Source organism: Legionella sp. JM-2024 (genome assembly GCF_055389095.1).
In genome coordinates, this window is sequence record NZ_AP039388.1 from 2932855 (window position 1) to 2954731 (window position 21877).

A 21877-nucleotide genomic window follows, 5' to 3' on the forward strand; every position below is an offset into this window, starting at 1 on the left:
GGTTAATGGCCATTGAATACATAGAGTATGAAAGTTATAATGCATAAAAAGATGCACTTGATTCCCCCTCTTGTGGCTGTATTAAATTCCGATTGAAAAGAAGTCAGAATTCTAAATGTAATCCATCCCCCCTAAATCATTTGCATTAAACTTCTGTTGAGTAGGTTCCTAATAATGAAAGCGAAAACCACGTTACCCATCTATTCTTTTAAAGGGAAAGAAGAGGCCTATACGAAATATCGACCAAGTTGGCCTACTTCTTTTGCATTGGCAAGCCTGGAAAAATTGGGTATACATTATGAGTCCAAATCGGATACCTGGTCAGGAATAGGTAGTCGTAAAACACCGGTAGTAGTTTGCATTGGTCCCGGTACGGGTGCTGATCCCCGTGCTTTTTTAGAATTAGGATGTATTGTTTATGGGGTTGAACCCAATGAAGAATTTAGAAATATTCTGTCCAACACAGTATTCCGTGAATATCCTAAGGAGCAATTTATAGTAATTAATGGCACCGCCCACCAGCTAAATTTACCACCCAAACTTAATGTTGATTTAATTGTGTGCGCCCAATCTCTTCACACCTTTCGCACAGAATCGCTTCATCTTACATCCAGCGAAGAGCTTGCGCGAACTCATTGGCAAGAAATATTACCCAAAGACGCGAAAAACAGATTAGCTATATGGTATTACAATCTTGATGCAAGTGAGGAATCAACCACTGAACTCCATAATACTTTATCCAAGACATGCACAGCCTATGCTGAAAGTAAAACTTCTTTCCTTAATCCTCCCTTTTTTGAGCCTAGAGATTTTCAGTTTTATATCCATCCAGATGCCATGCATATTTCCAGAGCGCATTTAATTGATACAGTAACTTTGTCGAAAGAAAGTTTAGCCTCATGGTTGAAAAGCTTTTCTTTCGGTCCAAAAGAAAGTGATCCTGAATATGCTAACACTAACTCTGGGTTATTGAATTGGTTTCACCGTTACTCGGATGACAATCAAGTAATTAAGTTACATTTTTGGGGATTTATTGCTCAGGGATCTTTACGTTCAACCCGTTTCGTTCCAACCATGGAAAAGTCTATTAATATCGACTCTCCTCTTTCTGTGAAGGAAAGAATTAAACATAAACCGGAGTTTAACGACAAGTTTTGGCAAGAAGAACCTAGTGTTCATCCAACCACATCAATACTGAGGCGATCTAAGAGTTATCCAAGTTTCTTCAACAAAGAACCTACCTTAGTTGAAGATGTAATTGAAACTACTTTGACGTTACGGTAACAAATAGCTGACCATTTATTACAGTCATATTTTCCTCACAGTTCAGGAGTTTATACACTGCGAAAATATTGACTAAAAGTATAGGGCTCCTAGATATCACCGATTAACTTATTCTCATTTGCAATAGATAAGTGAATTTAGAAATGAAAAAGACAAAATGTATCTAAATAATGAGGCATACGATCATTAAACTGTATTACGTAAATTGTGTTCTGAAAGAGGAATCTAAATGAAAACCCTTGCCCCCGGCTACTATATTCTTAAGAAACCAAAAGAAGGCCTATGGTCAAAGTATATTAGAGGTCCATTTATAATTTTCAGTTGGGCTATGCCCTCCTTCATAACACGATGGATTATCAATGTCGCATTAGGACCTGATGAAATCAGGCCTCAAAAAACAGTACATGTTTTGTTTTTATCTGATGATCGTACGGAAAAGGGAAATGTCATTGTTAATCTTCTTCCTGGCAAAGCCAATAAAGTAATGACGAGTTATTTTGACAAAATGTCCTGGTTTCCCTCTAAGTCAAAACGGCGACAATTATCTTTTAATAACCCTAAGCATAAATCCTATGTTGATTTGATGATTGATGAAATTGGTCTTCTTCTCGAAGGAAAATCCAATCAAGAAAAGTGTAAAAATAAACAATTTACCATTGAGGAAATTCATCTAAAAGGGATTGAACGACTTGATGATCTATTAAGAACCTATTTCAAAGAACAAATACGTCAAAAATATGGGACAGATTTTTTCGAGCGCCCTCGTACTATTAACTTAGATTTTTATACCTTAGAAACACCTGATAAAGCAATTCTTGAATCAGTACAAGTATCAAACCCAGATGAACAGATGAAGCCAATGTCTGAAAGAAAATTCATTATTACCTGTATGGCAAGAAATCAAAATTACATGTTTTGGCTTAAAGACTTTTATACTTCTGCAACAAATATTAGATGCACGGTAATTGGGTTTAATTATCGAGGAATTGATTACAGCGAAGGTTTCGCCATAACACATCATGCCATAGTTAATGACTCTCTTGCTCAAGCGCAACGTCTTCTTGAATTAGGCGTTAAACCCGAAAATATAGCTTTTGAAGGGATGAGTTTAGGCGGAGCCACTGCTACAATTTCCGCAGCAGAAATGCACGATAAAGGATTTAAAGTCAAATTATATAACGAACGCTCATACCGCTCACTAATACGATTAATTGTTGGTTACGTGATGCCGGCAAGCAATAGCAACCCTTGGAATCCTATAAATTGGTTCAAATATTTAGTTGTAGGGTTATGTTATATCACAATAGCACCAATCATTCGTTTTATAGGATGGCATATAGATGCTGCAAGTGCATGGGATAGAATTCCACCTCAATACAAAGATTATTCTGTGGCACGCAACCATCAAAATCCGGAACAGTATGATGATGATGATCTTGTCCACGATAGTTTTTCATCTATTGCCTCACTTATGGCGCAACATCAAGAACAGATAAAAAAAAAGCAGAGGAATCATGAACCACTCACAATGGAAGAAGAGCAATTGTTAGCTGATGATGCCGAATCTCATGAATTTAAACTAGACAGAACAAACAAAATAAATACAAATCCATCTACTCACTCCGCTCCACGTCGCTTTTTGATTGATACAAAAACTCGCAGTAAAACAATGCAAGATTATATGATTGGTCATTTGCGTTTAAAATTCGCCATTAATCCACAAGACCTATCCTCATCTGAACCTTCAAATCTGGATTATCAATCTTCAGTTATGTCCGTATAAATTCGAAGAAGGGCATGATACCCATAGCCTTAACAAGGCCTGCAAAAACGGTAACCCCATCTTTTGTCAGGCAATTTATTTTCCATCCAAACACCTTTAAAAGAATGGAAGAAAACTCCTTATGCCGGGAGTCCATTTGTTCCTGGGCGCTACAACAGATAAGTTAAGGACCTTCTTGACATAACAAGCAAAATAACGCAGCACAATTGAACGGTATCTTTAATTCTTAAGTTATATTATAAATCAATTTGATTGTTTTTTGTAAAGTTTCTCCTCTCACTGCCGATTACTTATGAAATAAGACAAATAATAGGTAGAACATGAAAAAAATAATATTTTGCATAACCCTGATACTTTCCTTCATATTGCTTAATTTTTATGCTTATGCGAATCCAGATATTAAACTGTTTACTAATCAAAGTTATATTGAAAACATTAAAAAACAAGACAAATTAAACATCAACTCGGTCAACGAAGTTTTTCAATTTGTATTAAACAAATTACCTGATGAAGTGATAGTGTATCCCACAGAAAATTATTATTACTATTCATTTTATCATAATGGTATTGAACTCTCCGGCAACATACGGCTTGATGCACTTGATAGAGATAAAGGAGCTGTACATTTTGCCTATTTTTCCACATATAATCGCTGGAATGATGAGCTGGTTAATCAATATAAGCTCTTTACAGCACGCGACGGTGTAGAGGTAAAAAAGCTTGGCCCACTCCAATATAAAGTGTCTTATGGAAACAAATCCGTCCTTTTTAAGTTAAATGATCTTTCTCATGTGGCACCACCCCCCAATAAAATTCGTCGCGATGAACAATTCATTGGACCCGTATATGATGAGTCTGGAATTCAATTTTATTTACTCTATAACCCCAAAATAAAGCGCTTTCATTATGTACTTAATGACAGTGAGGATGTCCCGGAAACATTTAGTCCGGCAAAAAATAGCGACGACATTTTGATAGGGACAAGAACAGGCTTTTCCTTCTATCGAGACAGTAAGAAAAATCGCTTGATATTGATTGGCGTTTATGTCGGTAACTCCATGGTCAATAACTACTTTGATGGGCCCTTTGATCAGCTTCCTGATAACTTCATTAAGGGAGAACAATTAAGAGAAGCTTTCATCAATCAAACACCTGAACTAAAAGGAAAAATTGATCGCTTTGGCAATACAGACAACGGCGCCAGCCGTGTCTTAATTACCCCATATACCTATTATTCCTATGAATCACAATTGTCATATTATTCAGATTGTACAAAAAAAGCCAAAGATGTGAATTCGTATTATTCGTGTTTTGATAACACTCAATCTGATGATCCAGAAAGCGAGGATTATTAAATGAAAACCTGCAAATCATTAATGCCATTACTATTTGGATCTCTTTTTACAGGGATTGGTTTCACAGCACAAGTGATTCAGCCAGGAGAAGGATATGTAACCCGTTTTTCCGGCGTTATTCATGAACAAGGACAGGTGAAAGGTAAAATTGATCCGAACGGAACAGTTGGAAGTATCATTGATTTACGCTATCCCAAAAGACCCCCTGATGGCTCACATTGGTTAGACGAACCCCAACGCGTACCAATCAAAGCAAGCGACGCTGGACAAGTTTTTGGAATAGCAATCAATAATGATTCAGGTGATATTTATGTAGCAGCAACTTCAAAATTTGGTTTACACCGTAATGAGGATAACAGCAGCTGGATGGAGGGTATGTGGGGTATCAACGGTGGTCCTGGTACAATATACCTGCTACAAGCCAAGAATGATTATCAACCCAAAATATTCACCGAAATAACATTAAACGGAAGAAAAAATACAGGAGCCTCGTTAGGTAATGTAGTCTATGATGTCCAGCACAAACAACTTTTTGTCTCCGATTTAGAAACTGGAATGATTCATCGTATTAATGCTCAAACAGGTGAAGATCTCGGGTATTTTGATCATGGTGTTACGGGAAGAGCAGGATTTTTGGATAAACAAACCGGGAAACATGGCTCCTTAGAGAGCATAAAATTCGATCCAAATTCATCTGCTAATATAAAAAACTGTGCCAATAAATTTGATGAAACTATAGTATGTTGGAATCTTGCCAAACCAGGTCGAAGAGTTTGGGGACTTGGACTCTACCCTATTAATGGTCAAACAAGGCTTTATTATGCTGTATGGTCCGATGATAAAGGTAATAATAACAGCATCTGGTCGATTGGATTAGATCAGCAAGGAAGTTTCAATTTAAATGATATTCAACTTGAATTTATTTTGCCGATTAAATCGATAGACAATGCATTGCAGGTATCAGACATCGCTTTTTCTAAACAAGGGGACATGTTAATTGCTGAAAATGGTGAATTACGCAATCTCGGCTTGGATGTGGATGAACCTTTTTCAAAACCGTTTGATTCCAGCTTGTACTTATACAAATTAAATCCCAAAGGTATCTGGTCTCAAATGGGGCGATATAACGTGGGTAATTTATCAAAGAATATGAATGATGAACATCCAGAATTTAATAGTTCGGCAGGTGGTATTGATTTTGGCTATGGTTACACGAAGCAATATGAGATTGATTTATCTCAAATCGACGAATTTGTTTGGGCGACAGGAGATGCACTTTGTTCCCCGGAAGGTCCCTGCTATGACGCAAGCACAAATACGTTTTCAGATTCGGATGAGGTGCATGGGTTGCAAGGCATGCCAAAATCCTCTTTCCAAAGCATAGGAGATGATGAGAACATTATTACTCCTGCTTACCTTATTGATACTGACATTAATCTCTTAGCCGATGGAACAAAATCAATTGAAGAAGCAGCAAAAAATGATGCAACGTACATAGGTGATATTGAGATCGCCAAAAAAGAAGCAACAGAGTCTGCCAACCAGCCTGCCATAATTCCTATACATAATACCCAGATTTCTGGTATTCATTATAAAAATAAATCTAACTATTCAACCCCGATGCACTATCGAATTGAATCACATAGTCGATTTGGGTCGCATCAAAAACAATTTTCTCATTATCGCAATGCCTCACATGATATTTTGTTTTCCCACTACCGTTTTGGCTCACATTATCGATTGGATTCACATTACCGTTTATGGTCACATGATAGATTGTATTCGCATCTAAAATACAGCTCTCATACTAAAAGCGCCTCACATACCAAATTTGGCTCCCATCACAAAAAGGCATCCCATTTAAAATTGGGGTCGCATGATAAAAAGGCTTCCCATTTAAAATTTGGCTCACATGATAAGGCAGCATCCCATTTAAAAGTTGGCTCACATGATAAGGCAGCATCCCATTTAAAATTTGGCTCGCACGATAAGGCAGCATCCCATTTAAAAGTTGGCTCACATGATAAGGCAGCATCCCATTTAAAATTTGGCTCGCACGATAAGGCAGCATCCCATTTAAAAGTTGGCTCACATGATAAAGCAGCATCTCATTTAAAAGTTGGGTCGCATGATAAAGCAGCATCCCATTTAAAAATTGGCTCACATGATAAGGCAGCATCTCATTTAAAAGTTGGCTCACATGATAAAGCAGCTTCCCATTTAAAAATTGGGTCGCATGATAAAAAGGCTTCCCATTTAAAAATTGGCTCACACGATAAGGCAGCATCCCACTTAAAAATTGGGTCGCATAGCAAGCAAGCATCCCACTTAAAAATTGGGTCGCATAGCAAGCAAGCATCCCACTTAAAAATTGGGTCGCATAGCAAGCAAGCATCCCACTTAAAAATTGGGTCGCATAGCAAGCAAGCATCCCACTTAAAAATTGGGTCGCATAGCAAGCAAGCATCCCACTTAAAAATTGGGTCACATAGTAAACAAGCATCTCACTTAAAAATTGGGTCGCATAGTAAGCAAGCATCCCATTTAAAAACAGGATCTCATGAACGCAATGCTTCCTTACTTAAAAATGGAGTCAACCCTTCCAATTAATCTCTTATGTGGATGTGGTTATTTTGGAGTAAAGATCTTATGTACATTAGTACCGTCGCCTTCCTCATTTTGAGCAATAGCTTCTGCTATGGCATTAGGATTTGCTTGCAGTTGTGGGACAACATCAGGCACTGATTCTAACTGCTTTAACTGATTAATTTTTACCTCAGCTATCATATCCAGGAATTCATTTGCTCTCTCACCAATTTGACTTTTGGTTTTAAACATTGATCAGTCAAGCAATCAGATGTCAACGAATACTAAAACATACGCCATATGGACTCTTTATTCTGTCGACTTTTAAATTGATACCATACCCGGCAAAGCGGGTATAAAATCATGAGACCCACTAACCAGACTATAGCAAGGCCCGGAAAGGAAGACAGCTTTCCCGGCAACAACAAAGACAATCCAAAATAAACAAACCAGTGGCCAATAAAAAAGAAAAGTGCGCTTTGCCCATATACCTTCAGTGGTTTAAATAAGACAAGAATGGAAGTAAAGTGTTTTTCAAGTTTAAACCACATGAGGATCCAGGCCAGATTAATGGCCCACGACCAAAGAAAACAACAAAGGCTAGGAGGAAACTTGGAGACACTTAGGTAGGCTTGCCAGTTCAGAGTTTCGTTACCTGACGGAATTTTGTAATCACCAAAATTGAACAGGCCATAAATGTTCGCTGTTCGCAGAATAAACCAGGTTAGAAAAAAAGAAAAAGTAACCCTTCTCAACCATTTCAAACGATTCTTTTCCTGATTAGTGAATATTTTGACGTAGAGGATTGCTCTCTTTGTGGAATTGTTGGGGTTTGTTGATTGTCAATCCATTCCATTGCGATTCTTGATTTGAAGAAATAATTATTTAACGGATGATACTCACTCAATATTGTAGAGAGTCTACATGAGAATTCGTTAGTCCAATATTAAATACAAACATTCTAATGGCTAAAAATTCATCTGGATTATCATCCAATACTTCGTAAAAGCACTCCTCTAATCTATCAGGTTTACTATGAAAGAAAGTTAAGCCTGTAGATTTAGAGAAAAGATGATTAGCTTTTTCCTTTAACCAATTAAAATAGTTTTTATCTTGGTTTGATAATAGATGACTGATTTTTTCTTTGAATAACTCAATATTGAATGAAGGGACACTCTTAATTTCCTGCAATAAACCGGATTGAGAGACTCGAAGTGATTTAATCTTTCCAAGAAAATTGCAACAGGTTAATCTCATGTATTCATTAAATATCTGCTCCTTGTCCTCCTTCATATGGTTTAAGTACCTTTCTTTTTTATCTTTAGGAAGAACCCAAAAAATCTTCTCTAATTCCTCATGGTTTGTTGTAATATCAATCAGCTTACTTTCTACTTTATTGAGATAATCTTCTTTATTTTTTCCCTGAATTGCACATAATAAAATCATAAAATGGTAAATATTATCTGTGTATTTAATCAGTTTATCCCACACACTGCTTAGATAGATCATTTGGCAATCTTCCGGGAGAAAACCTAAAATCTGAATGCAATGATAGATGTCCGTTGAAAATTCAACTAGTTTGTTCCCAATATTATTTAGATAGGTCACTCTTTGTTGTTGAGGAAAGGCGCTAACTACTTCTTTTACGATAGAAAGATTGGTTGAAATGGGGATCAACTCTCTTTGTATATTATTCCATAGGATTATCTTTTTACTTTTCGGAATATTTATAGCCATTTCAGTGAGGTTTATAAATTTCCATATTCTTTTACCTAAGCCTTGAAGAAAGGCGTTGATTCTTTCTTCATTAAGAAAATCCAAGAGGGTTATAAATTCATTACGGTTAATAAGTCTTGTAAACCGACGAGCCATTATTCGAGTCAATGTGTTAATTTGTTGTTCATTTAGCCCGATAAAAACATTAATGAGGCCATTTAGATTCCCAATTGATGCTGCTATTCTGTTCTTAAATCGACTACAGAATAGCGCAAGGTCTTGTGGATTCAAGTCTTTTAGCAATATTAAAACATCATGAGGACTTTGAATCGCCTGTTCATCCAGCTCCATCACTTGGGAAGAACCAAGTGGAAGAATCTCCTTGCCATCATATTCTATTGCCTTCTCAAGAGCATCTTCCAGTGATTTCTTATAGAGAGTGAAATTTTCCCTATAAATCTCCAATAGGGAGTCTATTTGTGTCTTTTCCAAACAAATTGTTGTCAATTCTCCTTTATCATTTGCAAGCGCCCTGGCTAAAGATTCTGCAAGCGTTTCAACGCAACTGTCTTTCCAGTTTGGATTCAGGATCGCTTTGTTTAAAGCCGTATTCAATTCACGGTTTTCTCTAGCCTTCCTTTGTTGCTCAAATGATAGCCTTTTCCAATAATTACGAAATTCTTCTAAAGCAATGTATGCTTTGACACCGGCAAAGCCCCTCGTTCCCCCGTGAAAAAAAGCATGCTCACCTCCCCCTTGTAGACCAGCGATCAAAACCTCAACGGCGCTATAAAGTGATGAAGACTTGTTGGTAAGAGAATGAAATCGGTAATATGATTTCATTAACATTTCTGTAATCACCGAGTGATGAGTTAGACGTTCCATGTCCTTTTCCGAAAGACATTGGCCTGTGAATGGGTTTATTAAAATCTTTTCTATCAACTCTTCTGATGTGGCCAGATTAATATGCTTTAACAACGATATGGGAACCAGCCAATCTTCATCATTTTCATTAGTAATAGTAATGTAAAATTTTACTACATCAATCAGAGCCAATTTGCTCACATTGTCATAGCTGCTAATGTCCACGTAGTTATATTTACCCTCTGAAAAACAATTCATACCAGGCATCAAGTACATTAAGGCAGGGACAGGATGATCCGGGACTCTCAGTTTTGACTGCTCAGCTAAATAATTCGCCACTTCACAGCAAATTTTCGTCATAAGGGAATTAGGTGTCGAAGTATAACTTAGATAGGTTCCTTTAATTTGTTGCCAGCGTGCAGCAAGAAAATGTTTCAGTTTTGTCCTGCTATTTAAGCAATCGTATAAAACCGGTAATTGTTTGATCGCGTCATTTATCTGCACTCTCTCATAGAGGTTAGTAGGCGTAAAATCTATTGCCTCTTGATAGGCATTATTAATTAGCCATCTTAATCTTTTGAGCTTATCAATACGATGCAGCTTGCGTATCGCTTTATTAGATTGCATAACAATATCTTTGTAAAATAAAAATATATTCCTTATACACAAAGACTTAATTATTGTCTATATGGAAAAACAATATATAAATGAATTACTTATGAACTTATATGAATAAAAAGAATCAATAATTGGATTGAGAAAAAGATTTAAATATTAGACAAGTAAAGGAATCTGTCTTTGTCTTGAATTTGTTTTAAGGCAGCGTTAGCCAGATCCTTTGAACAGGACTTATGAAACAATTCGTTGATAATACTGAATAGCCCTTGCTATTGCTGTTGGAAAATAATAGCGGATACCGGGATTGGTTTTACGTGCCTCCAACCAAGCAATGGTGACCAATTTTCTTGCTAACATAAAATATGGGAGTAAATGGTAAAGTATATACCCAAGATATTTCACTATAGTTTTAGTTAAATTATCCAATATTTCTGCTGATTTTATTTTACAAACGATTAGCAATAGAGAGAAAATAGCCATATCAACACTGCAATCATTGTACAGATAAAAAGGAGACTATTGTAATTGTTTCGAAGTTATCCCTGTTTTTCTTCAGTTAAGATATTATCTGTTTGTCATGTTCTATTACTAACAATCAGCAATCTATTAGTACAATACCCTTTCGATGTATTTGGCTATCATACAACCTGGGGAGCTTTTACCTACCCAGCCATTTTTATATTGACTGACATGACTACTCGGATGTCCAATGCCAACATCGCAAGGAAAATCATTTTTCGCAGTATGATTCCCGGTTTACTGATTTCCTATCTAATAGCCAGCTACATTGAGATAGCTGGTGCTTTCAACTGGAGTAGTTTATTAGTGATTCATCTGATGCCATTGCGCATTGCCTCTGCTTGCTTTCTCGCCTACGCAATAGGTCAGCTTCTTGATGTCTTCGTTTTTCAACGCTATCGAAATAACTCATGCTGGTGGTTGGCGCCCTCTCTTTCAACAACAATGGGTAATGTGGTAGATACCATTTTGTTTTTTACTATCGCGTTTTATCACTGTACGAACCCATTTTTAAGTCAGCATTGGCCAGAGATAGCTGTGGTCGATATTTGTTTTAAAATCACAATTAGCTTGATTGCTTTTGTTCCAATATATGGATTTGTTTTAAATATTTTTCATACAAAATATTTAAATAAAGTGGTAGCCTGAGTAAAAAAATACTAAGGAATACTTGAAGAACATGATGATGTATTCAAAGTTACTTATATCAGAGCATGATTTCTTGACTGGGCACTATATCCAGTTAGAGCCTATTTCAAATCAACATCGCGAGGGTTTGCGTAATGCTGCTGATTGTGATGAGATATGGTTATATATGCCACACAAAGCAACAAAAGACTTGTTTAATCCCTGGTTTGATGATTGTCTTGAGAAGATGTGCTCTGGAGAGCAAATGACATATGTGGTACGCCGTAAAACTTGCCAAACGATTTTGGGTGCCACCTCCTATTACGATATTCAATTAAATAATAAACGTCTTGCACTAGGATACAGCTGGTATAGTCCTGAAGTATGGGGGAGCATGGTCAACCCTGAATCAAAGCTTCTTATGTTAATGCAAGCTTTTGAGCGCTGGGATATGAATCGAATTGAAATTGGAACCGATTCTCGCAATATTCATTCCTATAACGCCATCAAAAAACTTGGAGCGACAGAAGAAGGTCTGTTACGCCAACACATGATTCTTCATGACAACGCCTTAACCGATACCATTATTTTTAGTATTCTTTCTTCAGAGTGGCCTGATATCAAAATGCAATTAATAAAACGCCTGTATCATACTCTGGATAAGACACAGCGAGATATAACGCTAATCTAATGACATAAAAGGCATGATTTGCCTTTTATGTCGAATTTCATTTTAACCCAAAAACAAAGATTTCAATTGATCATCAGAGTTCTGTTCCTTAACTTGAGGCTTGAAAAGCTTATGTCGATTAGAGTATTTCGACTCAGATTGACTCATTTCAGCGCAGATATTTTTTAGAACGGATAATTCTTTTGTCGTTAAATCGACAGGAACATCCATGATTAATTGAGAGGTTGTGGAAGAGTTTACAATACTTCTAATGTATTTGGGTCTCGTTTGATTTGTCATCCCAACCATCTCGCTTCTTTGATCAAAAGCGATTCTTTCTGATGTTTTTACATAAATGTTCCTGAAAATAGTCATTGCCATTTTATAGTCTTTTATTGATTCTTGATGATAGTTTTGGGTTCTGATATGCAGGTAAGGACGTGTCATACTTCTTCCGTCTCTGCCATCAAAAACGACCAGATCCTGTATTACTTTATTATTAGGAAATGTCTGTTTTAAAAGTTCGATAATATTGGATAGCATCTCTTCGCTGGAGTTTATATCAACTTTTTTCTTCAGCGAAAAATCATGAAGCTCTTTAGGATTCACTTGCTTGATAATGAATACTTTCTGCCCATCTTCAAGATCCTTGGTCTCTACTTTGACACAATTAAGTAAAGTGAGGCTATCTAACGCTCTTTGTATTTTCTGAACATCAGTATCCTTGGGATCCAACTTTCCTGTACGCAAATCCACTGGAAATTGTTCACTGGAGGAATGGAAATACACATCAAACTTGAGATCCAGAAGTGATTTTAAATCTTTCTGGATTTCAATCAGATTAATTTCCGAATCACGATTTAATGAATCTAATAACTCAAGAACAGAAAACCATTCTTGTGTTGGCGTGGATGATTCTCGTTCTTTAAGAGAATCAAGTAAGCCGGCACCATCAACTTTCGCAGAATCAAACGAAATACCCCTTACATAACCTCTATTGCCTGCAATTGACATTCGAATAAACGTTGTAAGAGGAGTAATTTTTTGGTTTTCTTCCTCATTTTGTGGAATAAAACTCTCCAGTTTCTCAACATCACATGCGGTGACAATAAAGACCACTCCATTATCTTGCATGTTGTGCCCTTCTTCATATTTCACCGCGTTTGCGCCGGACAATGCTGCTAACATAGCCCTTATTTGATCTATTTTTTCTTTCGCTTTTATAGGACCTATTCTTAAATCGGTTGTAGCCCCCTCTTCCCAGGATCGGCTGGTTGATTGCTCAATTCGCATTTCCTCATATTCTTTTTCATCCAACTTTAAAAACTCATGTAATTTGGCTTTGACACGATGTATATAGGGATTTTGAGATTCATCCAGGGTTGCTAACAACTCGATAATTTCTTTCATCTTTTAAATTCCAAGTAACGTTAAAGAGCTAATCAAATATGAATATTTTTGCCTAACATCTTGATTGTATTAATCAAGACATTGAACAATAGCATAGAAATATAATATATAAAAAGAACAATATTTATAATTTAAAAACAAAATTGTAATTTAGTCATGATGAGAACAGTTCACAAACAACTCAAACATTGTTTCTTTAAAAGAACAAAATGTCATGAAAAATATCCAGGGTGATTATTGTTAAGGCAAAGTTGTCGTAGTGCATTCACAACCACATTTAATTTGGGCATTCGCTGCGATTTCTGCATCGCAAAGGCAATAAATCCCTCCTCCGGCATTAGTGCAAAGATTAGGACCTGCATTTTGACAGTTAGTAAGCACTATATTAGAGGCTGTTCCATTCACACGGCCCATACAATCAGGGGGTGGCAGGCAATCGTCATTGGCATCACAAGTGGTTTTATTCGCGTCTTGACAATACCTGTCTGCAATTTTACTTTTTAAAGTAACATTAGTCGTATTACACGATGTTTGATTAACACATGCGCCTAATTGCCCTATTGAAAAAGGGGATGATGACGGGTTTTGTGGAAATGAGTTAGGACTTGTTCCAGTACAGTTTTGTCCTGAAGGGCTACGCTTGAGGTTTTGTTGAGAAGTTTGCTCTGAGGTATTTTGTGAATTATTGCTCGTTACAGTATTATTGTCATTTTCATTGTATTCTGCATTACTAGCCACTGAAAACATCATAACAACTGAAAATAAAATAGTAGATAAAATCCCTTTTGTATTCATTCTATCCTCTTAGAGGTTAAGACAACTACTCAAAGTCTAGGATAATTTTTATATCCCCTCAAGTTTTGCAAATTGAATTACCGCTATAGAATACTTTTTGATTGTTCATCTACCAGATGAAAAAGAATTATGGAGTCCTGTAAGGACTCCCGACAAATTACATAGACGCAGGAAGAGATTGTTTTTCTTGAGGCTCTTCCTTCCATATCAATTGACTTAATTGATTTTTGATATGCAACCAACTATTGATATCGTATTGTGCCCCCAATTTGAGCACAAAAAGAATTATGGAGTCCTGTAAGGACTCCCGACAAATTACATAGACGCAGGAAGAGATTGTTTTTCTTGAGGCTCTTCCTTCCATATCAATTGACTTAATTGATTTTTGATATGCAACCAACTATTGATATCGTATTGTGCCCCCAATTTGAGCACAAAAGGTTTAAGGGCATGCTGAACCAATAGTTTATTGAGCTCATCCACCACATAAGGCGCCAGTGAGTGATTCTTGTATCTGGTGTGGGAATCCGTGAAGAAGAGATGAAGTACATCCAGCAAGGATTCAACAGTACTTGTTTCTTGCACCTCACTATTTAATCCACCTGCTTTGTCTTTTCCTGCTTTACCATGACGCAACCAGCTAAGCCAACCATAAGCCTCGCTGGGAGTCGTACCTTCCAATCTTTTTTTAGTATAGTTGTCAACTGCACTTGATAAAGCAGTGCTCAGAGCTGTCCAAATTGGTGTGGGAGCCTTGTCTTCTGTTTTTTTTTCATCGTTGGTCATGGCTGCGGGAAGTTCTTCTTCATTCTTTTCATCTTTGGAAGAAGAAAACAATGTGCTGTCTGAATTGGTATAACTAAATGAAGAAGGAGGTCTGTGCTTAATTTTTGGGCGATCGTTAGTTGGATGAGTCAACCTGGGTTTGAGCGACTCAGAACTCTCTTCTTTTGTATGACTTTCTGATTCTCTATTTATAGACTCTTGTAATTTTAGAGACTCTTCTAATTTTGCTAAAAGCAACTCTGCTTTTCTTTTAGCAACTAATCCCTTTGGAATATCAGAAGGCTTATTGATAATAGGTTCTGAGCGGCCAGCATATTTTTCTCTCATATTCACTTCCCTATGTAATGATTAATGAATTTAAATATTGTACCAATGGTAATGCAATATATTGTTTTCTTTCAAGAAATTAATCTCTTCTTCCAGATCATAAGACGGAAAGACAATGACATTATTTTAAATATTTTTATACTTTTCAGCATAGTTATTGGAAAACCTGAATGCTGTGTTTGTACATAAGTCTCAACTGATATTTTTATTCCCAATTGGTTTGAATTTTTATTTATAGTGATTTGAATAAGTCATTTGCGGATTTCTTTAAGTTGATATTTATACCTCTTAAAAAAACATTAGCTGTCCTGCAAAATTGTCATAAAAATTTTTAAAGCAGAACATTGGAGAAAATAACCAGTCTTGTTATAAAATGGCTTGAATATCGTTTATATGGACATCTATGGTTCCTTCATTTTCAGATTTACAATATTTTCAGGAAGTAGCGAATTCTTTAAGTTTATCTCGAGCCTCAGAACGACTTGGCATTAGTCAACCAGCACTTAGTCTCGCCATTAAAAGACTGGAACATTTGATTGGCGCGGAGCTTTTAATTCGCCACCCACATGGAGTGGCTCTTTCTCAAAGCGGAAAACAATTGCTGGCCCATATAAAAACTTTAATCAATTGTTGGCAAGATACCCGCTCATTTGCCTTGGCTTCAAAATTTGATGTTCAAGGTTCTTATACTCTCGGATGCCACTCTACGACAGCAGTTGATATCGTGACAGGCTTCCTTCCTGACTTATTAGAAACATATCCAAAATTAGAAATTAATTTAATTACAGATGTGTCACGACGAACCATAGAACAAATAATTAATTTTCAAATCGATATAGGTATTCTTATTAATCCACAAAAACATCTCGATTTAATTATAAAAAAGCTTTGCTATGATGAAATGGCATTTTGGACAATACCAAACAAACGAAAAATACATGATGTTTATTCAGGTCAAGCTATTGTTTTATGTGATCCAGATTTAAAACAAACACAAGATCTGTTAAATAAGGGACGAAAAAAAGGATTCCTATTTGATCGCATTGTCACCATCAATAGCTTGGAGGTTATAGCCAACATGACAGCCAACGGATGCGGATTAGGAATTTTGCCAAAATTAATGGCCAATACCCTTTACCCGGATAATCTTGTTTGTATTGATAACAGCCTTAGTTATAAAGAAGAAGTATGTCTGGTTTATCGTAATGAAAGCAGGAATATTCAAGCAATTCAAACAATCGCAGCAGCCATTAAGAACTATTGCCATAGCAAATTATAAGTTTTTGCTATAGCGAAGATAAATCGGACTTAATTCACATATTTGTTGATATTTGTAAAATACACAAACTGATACTAATTATTGGATATTACATGTATGGTGAGAATTTTTTAGCATTACGAGCCAAGACCTATCGTAATCCTGTTGATGAAATTTTTTCAAAAATTCCTGTTATTAACCATGAACGCATGGAAAGAGATCTATTACCTATTATTGACTTAAGCATTGGTGAACCGCATTTGGGTATTAACGATAATGTGATTAAATCACTCAATCAATTTTTGAATCCTTCAGAAACTAATTTGGTTTTGCCCTATTCCCCTTTCCCTGGTAACCAGGATAGTCTTGAATTTATCACCCGGCTTTATAAAAAGTACTATCCCTCTGTTGATTACTCAACAAATGAAGTGATGATTACTAATGGTGCAACACAAGGGATTTGGAATGCGCTTAGTATATTAATCAACACCGAAGATCAGGTTTTAACTTTTGAACCCTATTTTGCTGCCTATGAAAGCCAAATACGAGCATTAGGTGGTACTTTAATCAAAATCCCGACTCAAGATCATTATTTTCAACCATCAGGAAAACTTTTGGAAGAAACTCTTGCCAAATTCTCCGAAGCAAAAGCGATCATTCTTAATTATCCAAACAATCCAACTGGCATTGATTTGAGCAGGAAAACCATCTTGGAAATGGTCACAGTCTTGGCAAAATACCCTAAGCTTTGCATTATTCTCGATGAGGTATACCGAGAATTAACTACATCAGAACATCTGACTGTTCTTGATATTGATCCTTCCTTAAAAAATCGCTGTATAGTTGTTAACTCAGCATCAAAAGGATTAATTGGTGCGCCGGGATTACGTGCTGGAATGGTTGCTGCCAATTCGGAATGGATAGAACGAATGATTAACATTCAAGCGATAACAACGGGCGGCATTTCATCCCTGACCCAACAGGCATTAATAGCTGGAATTAATGAAAAATTAAATACCACTTTTAAATATCAAGCCTGGTTAACTCAAACCTTGCACGAATACAAAACAAATAAAAATTTTGTATCTCAACAGCTTGAATCATTTGGATTCAATATTATTCCAGGCAATAATGGTTTTTTTATTTTAGCCCAAGCCAATTTCCTTCTTGGTAAAACGATTCCCAATACACTGACTGTGACTCTCAACAACACCAATTACACCATTACGAAGGTACAAAATAAAATTGGCTTTTCTACTTTTAAAACAGACATTCAAATTGCCTCTTATCTAATGCATGCCGCGGGAGTAGCTGTTGTCCCTGGCTCAGCTTTTGGGATCAGTGAAAACTCTGCTTATTTACGATTTTCGTGTGCTAAAAATTTTAGCCAGCTAAAACAAGCTTGCACAGCTATCCACGCGGCTCTTAAACCAATTAGCGAGTTTGCTAATCCGCAGCATTCATATATTTCATAAAGGGATACTTAATGGCGATTATTAATTTATCGAAAACAGAACGAAAAGTTATATTCTTATCCTCTTTGGGTGGCGCATTGGAATTTTATGATTTTATTATTTACATATTTTTGGCGAGTGAGTTAAGTGAATTGTTTTTTCCTGCCACCAATCACTTGGCTTCTTTAATGGGGGTTTATGCTGCCTTCGCAATAGGTTATTTGATTAGACCTTTAGGAGGAATAATATTTAGTCATTTTGGTGACAAGTACGGTCGCAAGAAAACTTTTGTTATCACTTTGATTTTGATGGCCTTACCAACTTTCTTAATAGGCTTACTTCCAGATTATAAGAGTATTGGCATTTTGGCACCAGTTTTACTTATTTTGCTGCGTTTGACACAAGGACTTTCTGTAGGGGGAGAAATCCCTGGTGCTGTTACCTTTGCAGGAGAACATGTTAATCCCAAACACCGGGGTGTTACTTGCGCAATCATTTTTTTTGGGATCAATATTGGTTTGATACTGGGGTCTGCTATTAGTGTCTTGCTAATTATAACCTGCTCTCATGAACAAATGCTCTCCTGGGGCTGGCGACTACCCTTTTTTATTGGTGGGATACTGGGAATCGTGAGTTTTAAGTTACGCAAAGGATTAGTAGAAACTCCTCTTTTTAAATCAAACACATCTCATTCGGAACAATCCGCTTTTCCAATTCGGGAAGTATTTTGTCGATATCGAAAAGAGATCTTTCAGGGTGTTGCATTGACTTGGCTGGATGCCGTCACAGTTTGCCTTTTCTTTCTTTATTTACCAACCTATTTAACTTCCATTTTACATTATCCTAAAGAAACAATTAATATACTTAATACTACCGCTTTAATTCTTAATGCATTCCTCTGTGTTGCTTTTGGTTGGTTCTCCGATTTATTTGGACGTCGAATTTTTTTGTTAATTGGATCGCTTAGCTTTATTGTTTTCAGTTATATTTTCTTTTATCTGTTAGCAAAAGATCAAATTATTTACGTAATCCTTGTAATGCTGACTGTTTCCATTCTGAGTGCCTGCACCAGCATGTATATCTGCACTATTATAGAACTGTTCCCTACTTCTGTTCGCTATACTGGAATGGCAATCACTTACAATATTGGTTATGCGTTTTTTGGTGGCCTTACCCCTTTGATTGCCACGGGTCTAATTAATACTACCCATGATATTTTATCTCCAAGTTTTTATTTAATTATCAGCGCAATAGTATGTTTTTTAGGCGCAGCCACAATTAAAAACAGACATGGACAAATATTACATTAGGCAAACGGAAAAATATAATAGAATAACTTGCTTTAAAAGGTTTTCAAGCAGAGAAACAAGGTGTAAATCGATTTATTTAAGGGATAAAATTGAGACAATATTTATGCTCTTTACAAAATGGGACTTATAAAATCGATTTAACCACTCCTCCTTCTGCCCGCAGCGTAGCTCCATTTGTAGCCACAGATAATGGGCTGGATAAAAATACAGCCAAATGCGCAATTTCATCCGGGAGTTCAAAGCGATTTAACAGAGAACCGGTTCTCACTCTTGAAAAATACTCTTTTTCAACTTGCTCCTCGGGAATATTCCATTCATTTGCCAAATTAACAATAAATCGTTTAATTCCTGGGGTACTGGTTGGTCCAGCTAATATAGAGTTTACCGTCACTTCGGTATCCCGAGTTAATTCCGCCAAACCTCTAGCCAAAGCAATTTGTATGGTTTTTGTCACGCCATAATGAATCATTTCTTTAGGAATGATTACCCCGGATTCACTACTAATGAAAAGCACTCGTCCCCAGCTTTGTTGCAGCATTAACTTCAGGTAATGCCTTGATAGGCGAATCCCGCTCATGACATTTATTTCAAAGATTCGCTGCCAATCGACATCACTGATAGAAAAAAAATCCTGCGGTTCATAGATGCCCAAATTATTCACGAGGATATCGGCCTTTGGCAGTTGTTTGATTACTGTTTCCACTCCGTTTTCTGTGGAAAGATCTGCAGAAATACCATAAATTTCCAGCTGTTTTTTTTGGATTTTCTTTAAAGCTTCATCAATCAAAATCTGAGAGGGTGCATTGATATAGACGATAGCACCTTCTTCGGCCAATCCTAAGGCAATCGCTAAGCCTATACCTGCTCCAGATCCGCTAATAAAGGCTGTTTTATTCTTAAGTTTCAAGTCCATTCGAAAACCAAATCCTAATTGATTGAGTAATTATACCTTAAATCGGACTTCAACTCATTTCGCCCAGTTACTTCTGCTTCAGACAATGATTTTCATCGCTCTGCACCAATAAAATAATTTATAGCTCATCAAGCGCCTATTCTTAAATTTCGACCACGCCTTTTTTATAAAATTTATTAGCATCAAGAGCTTTTTCACTATGCCCTACGATACAGGCCACCAAAGCATCACCACAGATGTTGACGACCGTTCTTGACATGTCCAGTAGCCTATCTATACCAACTATCAGGGCTATTCCTTCAACGGGAATGCCAACTTGTGTCAGTACCATAGTCAGAGTGACCAGACCTACCCCAGGTACACCAGCTGTACCTATAGAGGCCAATGTTGCTAATAAAATTACGGTCAGATAACCACTGAGTCCTAAATCAATACCATAAGTATTTGCAATGAAAACCGTGGCAACCCCTTGCATAATGGCCGTGCCATCCATATTGATAGTAGCGCCTAAGGGTATGATAAAAGAAGCTATTGATTCATCAACCCCCAGTTTTTCCTCAACAGTTTTCAATACTACCGGTATAGACGCATTGCTGCTTGATGTGGAAAAGGCAAACATCATGGCTGGCCACATTTGGCGAAAAAAAGTGGCTGGAGATAAACCTGTAAAACCTTTGAGCAGTAACGGATAAACAATAAATAAATGCAGTAGTAAGACCAACAAAACAGTAAAAAAATAACCGGCGAGTTGAACAATTAAATCAAGACCGATACGAGCAAACATAACAGATATAAGACAAAAAATACCATAAGGTGCTGCTAGAAAAACCAGATGCACCAAGCGCATCACAACCACGTCACCCGCTTTGAATAATTCTTTAATGCTTTGAGCTCTTTCTCCAGCGCTGGTGATAGAGATACCAAGTAATAAAGCAAATATAATGATTTGTAACATATTCCCATCAGCCATTGCTTTAAATGGATTACTGGGCACTAGATTGAGTAATGTTTCTTTGATAGTAGGAGCGGAAATGATTTTGTGATGATTTATTACCGGTGCCTGGGTACTACTACCGATTTCGAATGCCCCGGATACGACTAAAGCCAAACTAATAGCCATTGCAGTGGTAATCAAGTACAAAGTAATAGTCTTAAATGCCGTTCGACCAAACTGCCGACTAGAATTAATATTAAAAGTACCACAGACCAGCGAGACAAAAACAACAGGAATGACTAGCATTTTAAGAATAGTAATAAAAACTTGCCCCCCCCAATCCAACAGACCTTCCACGAGATACTCAAAAGCCAGGCTGGTTTCAGGAAGCAGATTAAGAAAAATACCAACAATAATGCCCATGATTATCGCGATGATAATTTGCAGATTTAATCGGTTTGCATGTGCTCTGTTCATTGCTCTTTGCTCAGAGGGTATTTCTTATTATCCTATGGCAAATCCCCTGAACTTTGCAATCATGTCCAAAAAAAAGCGGATTAAATGGTCTATTGTCAACCTTGCATCAGAATTTAATATTTTTTTGTTGGGCCATAGGCACACCCAGTACCTGCTTGTGTTTTCTTAATATTCACATAATAATTCTCTGA

At 36.7% G+C, this 21877-nt stretch carries 17 protein-coding genes; 9 read left to right on the plus strand and 8 right to left on the minus strand.

Features of this window, described 5'->3' with window-relative positions; translation table 11 throughout:
- Window positions 1–174: 174 nt before the first annotated feature.
- From ACZ5EK_RS12760 to ACZ5EK_RS12775, 4 genes are all read left to right on the plus strand, one after another.
- Window positions 175–1284 carry a class I SAM-dependent methyltransferase gene (locus ACZ5EK_RS12760; protein ID WP_464430024.1) on the plus strand — a complete coding sequence of 370 codons (1110 nt, stop codon included), beginning with the start codon at window positions 175–177 and terminating at the stop codon, window positions 1282–1284.
- Between the two features lie 229 nt (window positions 1285–1513).
- On the plus strand, window positions 1514–3067 hold the full coding sequence (locus tag ACZ5EK_RS12765) for an alpha/beta hydrolase (protein WP_464430026.1): 1554 nt from the start codon (window positions 1514–1516) through the stop codon (window positions 3065–3067).
- 320 nt (window positions 3068–3387) lie between these two features.
- Complete coding sequence (locus ACZ5EK_RS12770; protein ID WP_464430028.1) at window positions 3388–4422, plus strand: hypothetical protein; 1035 nt, start codon at window positions 3388–3390, stop codon at window positions 4420–4422.
- Window positions 4423–7032, plus strand: coding sequence for a hypothetical protein (locus ACZ5EK_RS12775; RefSeq protein WP_464430029.1), 2610 nt, complete (start codon window positions 4423–4425; stop codon window positions 7030–7032).
- 18 nt (window positions 7033–7050) lie between these two features.
- On the opposite strand, the gene ACZ5EK_RS12780 is transcribed toward ACZ5EK_RS12775, so the two are convergent.
- From ACZ5EK_RS12780 to ACZ5EK_RS12790, 3 genes are all read right to left on the minus strand, one after another.
- Window positions 7051–7260: a hypothetical protein gene (locus tag ACZ5EK_RS12780; protein WP_464430030.1), complete on the minus strand. Its 210-nt coding sequence runs from the start codon at window positions 7258–7260 to the stop codon at window positions 7051–7053.
- Between the two features lie 651 nt (window positions 7261–7911).
- Window positions 7912–10215 (minus strand): hypothetical protein, encoded by a 2304-nt coding sequence (locus tag ACZ5EK_RS12785; RefSeq protein WP_464430031.1) that lies wholly within the window; start codon window positions 10213–10215, stop codon window positions 7912–7914.
- Between the two features lie 222 nt (window positions 10216–10437).
- On the minus strand, window positions 10438–10686 hold the full coding sequence (locus tag ACZ5EK_RS12790) for a hypothetical protein (RefSeq protein WP_464430032.1): 249 nt from the start codon (window positions 10684–10686) through the stop codon (window positions 10438–10440).
- A 45-nt stretch (window positions 10687–10731) separates the two neighbouring features.
- On the opposite strand from ACZ5EK_RS12790, the gene ACZ5EK_RS12795 reads away from it, so the two are divergent.
- Together ACZ5EK_RS12795 and ACZ5EK_RS12800 are read left to right on the plus strand one after the other, a co-directional pair.
- A complete protein-coding gene (locus ACZ5EK_RS12795) occupies window positions 10732–11373 on the plus strand; it encodes a 7-cyano-7-deazaguanine/7-aminomethyl-7-deazaguanine transporter (protein ID WP_464430033.1) in 642 nt (213 codons plus the stop codon).
- Between the two features lie 31 nt (window positions 11374–11404).
- Window positions 11405–12043 carry a GNAT family N-acetyltransferase gene (locus ACZ5EK_RS12800; RefSeq protein WP_464430035.1) on the plus strand — a complete coding sequence of 213 codons (639 nt, stop codon included), beginning with the start codon at window positions 11405–11407 and terminating at the stop codon, window positions 12041–12043.
- 42 nt (window positions 12044–12085) lie between these two features.
- On the opposite strand, the gene ACZ5EK_RS12805 is transcribed toward ACZ5EK_RS12800, so the two are convergent.
- From ACZ5EK_RS12805 to ACZ5EK_RS12815, 3 genes are all read right to left on the minus strand, one after another.
- Window positions 12086–13432, minus strand: a complete 1347-nt coding sequence (locus tag ACZ5EK_RS12805) for a hypothetical protein (protein ID WP_464430036.1) — start codon at window positions 13430–13432, stop codon at window positions 12086–12088.
- Between the two features lie 240 nt (window positions 13433–13672).
- Window positions 13673–14227, minus strand: a complete 555-nt coding sequence (locus tag ACZ5EK_RS12810; protein ID WP_464430037.1) for a hypothetical protein — start codon at window positions 14225–14227, stop codon at window positions 13673–13675.
- Between the two features lie 315 nt (window positions 14228–14542).
- Window positions 14543–15340: a hypothetical protein gene (locus ACZ5EK_RS12815; RefSeq protein WP_464430038.1), complete on the minus strand. Its 798-nt coding sequence runs from the start codon at window positions 15338–15340 to the stop codon at window positions 14543–14545.
- 403 nt (window positions 15341–15743) lie between these two features.
- On the opposite strand from ACZ5EK_RS12815, the gene ACZ5EK_RS12820 reads away from it, so the two are divergent.
- The 3 genes from ACZ5EK_RS12820 to ACZ5EK_RS12830 all read left to right on the plus strand — a co-directional run bounded on the left by ACZ5EK_RS12820 (window position 15744) and on the right by ACZ5EK_RS12830 (window position 19362).
- On the plus strand, window positions 15744–16619 hold the full coding sequence (locus ACZ5EK_RS12820; RefSeq protein WP_464430039.1) for a LysR family transcriptional regulator: 876 nt from the start codon (window positions 15744–15746) through the stop codon (window positions 16617–16619).
- A gap of 92 nt (window positions 16620–16711) precedes the next feature.
- Window positions 16712–18073: a pyridoxal phosphate-dependent aminotransferase gene (locus ACZ5EK_RS12825; protein ID WP_464430040.1), complete on the plus strand. Its 1362-nt coding sequence runs from the start codon at window positions 16712–16714 to the stop codon at window positions 18071–18073.
- 11 nt (window positions 18074–18084) lie between these two features.
- On the plus strand, window positions 18085–19362 hold the full coding sequence (locus ACZ5EK_RS12830) for an MFS transporter (RefSeq protein ID WP_464430041.1): 1278 nt from the start codon (window positions 18085–18087) through the stop codon (window positions 19360–19362).
- Between the two features lie 124 nt (window positions 19363–19486).
- On the opposite strand, the gene ACZ5EK_RS12835 is transcribed toward ACZ5EK_RS12830, so the two are convergent.
- On the minus strand, window positions 19487–20275 hold the full coding sequence (locus ACZ5EK_RS12835; protein ID WP_464430042.1) for an SDR family NAD(P)-dependent oxidoreductase: 789 nt from the start codon (window positions 20273–20275) through the stop codon (window positions 19487–19489).
- Between the two features lie 142 nt (window positions 20276–20417).
- The gene (locus tag ACZ5EK_RS12840) at window positions 20418–21686 is read right to left on the minus strand and encodes a dicarboxylate/amino acid:cation symporter (RefSeq protein WP_464430043.1); all 1269 of its coding nucleotides are present in this window, start codon (window positions 21684–21686) and stop codon (window positions 20418–20420) included.
- Between the last annotated feature and the right edge of the window lie 191 nt (window positions 21687–21877).

Excerpts from the sequence above, each read along its gene's own strand:
- ACZ5EK_RS12810 (WP_464430037.1), bottom strand. The coding sequence starts at position 14,227 with ATGAATACAAAAGGGATTTTATCTACTATTTTATTTTCAGTTGTTATG.
- ACZ5EK_RS12775 (WP_464430029.1), top strand. The coding sequence starts at position 4,423 with ATGAAAACCTGCAAATCATTAATGCCATTACTATTTGGATCTCTTTTT.
- ACZ5EK_RS12790 (WP_464430032.1), bottom strand. The coding sequence starts at position 10,686 with ATGGCTATTTTCTCTCTATTGCTAATCGTTTGTAAAATAAAATCAGCA.
- ACZ5EK_RS12815 (WP_464430038.1), bottom strand. The coding sequence starts at position 15,340 with ATGAGAGAAAAATATGCTGGCCGCTCAGAACCTATTATCAATAAGCCT.
- ACZ5EK_RS12760 (WP_464430024.1), top strand. The coding sequence starts at position 175 with ATGAAAGCGAAAACCACGTTACCCATCTATTCTTTTAAAGGGAAAGAA.
- ACZ5EK_RS12840 (WP_464430043.1), bottom strand. The coding sequence starts at position 21,686 with ATGAACAGAGCACATGCAAACCGATTAAATCTGCAAATTATCATCGCG.
- ACZ5EK_RS12770 (WP_464430028.1), top strand. The coding sequence starts at position 3,388 with ATGAAAAAAATAATATTTTGCATAACCCTGATACTTTCCTTCATATTG.
- ACZ5EK_RS12825 (WP_464430040.1), top strand. The coding sequence starts at position 16,712 with ATGTATGGTGAGAATTTTTTAGCATTACGAGCCAAGACCTATCGTAAT.
- ACZ5EK_RS12785 (WP_464430031.1), bottom strand. The coding sequence starts at position 10,215 with ATGCAATCTAATAAAGCGATACGCAAGCTGCATCGTATTGATAAGCTC.
- ACZ5EK_RS12835 (WP_464430042.1), bottom strand. The coding sequence starts at position 20,275 with ATGGACTTGAAACTTAAGAATAAAACAGCCTTTATTAGCGGATCTGGA.
- ACZ5EK_RS12830 (WP_464430041.1), top strand. The coding sequence starts at position 18,085 with ATGGCGATTATTAATTTATCGAAAACAGAACGAAAAGTTATATTCTTA.
- ACZ5EK_RS12800 (WP_464430035.1), top strand. The coding sequence starts at position 11,405 with ATGATGATGTATTCAAAGTTACTTATATCAGAGCATGATTTCTTGACT.
- ACZ5EK_RS12805 (WP_464430036.1), bottom strand. The coding sequence starts at position 13,432 with ATGAAAGAAATTATCGAGTTGTTAGCAACCCTGGATGAATCTCAAAAT.
- ACZ5EK_RS12820 (WP_464430039.1), top strand. The coding sequence starts at position 15,744 with ATGGTTCCTTCATTTTCAGATTTACAATATTTTCAGGAAGTAGCGAAT.
- ACZ5EK_RS12780 (WP_464430030.1), bottom strand. The coding sequence starts at position 7,260 with ATGTTTAAAACCAAAAGTCAAATTGGTGAGAGAGCAAATGAATTCCTG.
- ACZ5EK_RS12765 (WP_464430026.1), top strand. The coding sequence starts at position 1,514 with ATGAAAACCCTTGCCCCCGGCTACTATATTCTTAAGAAACCAAAAGAA.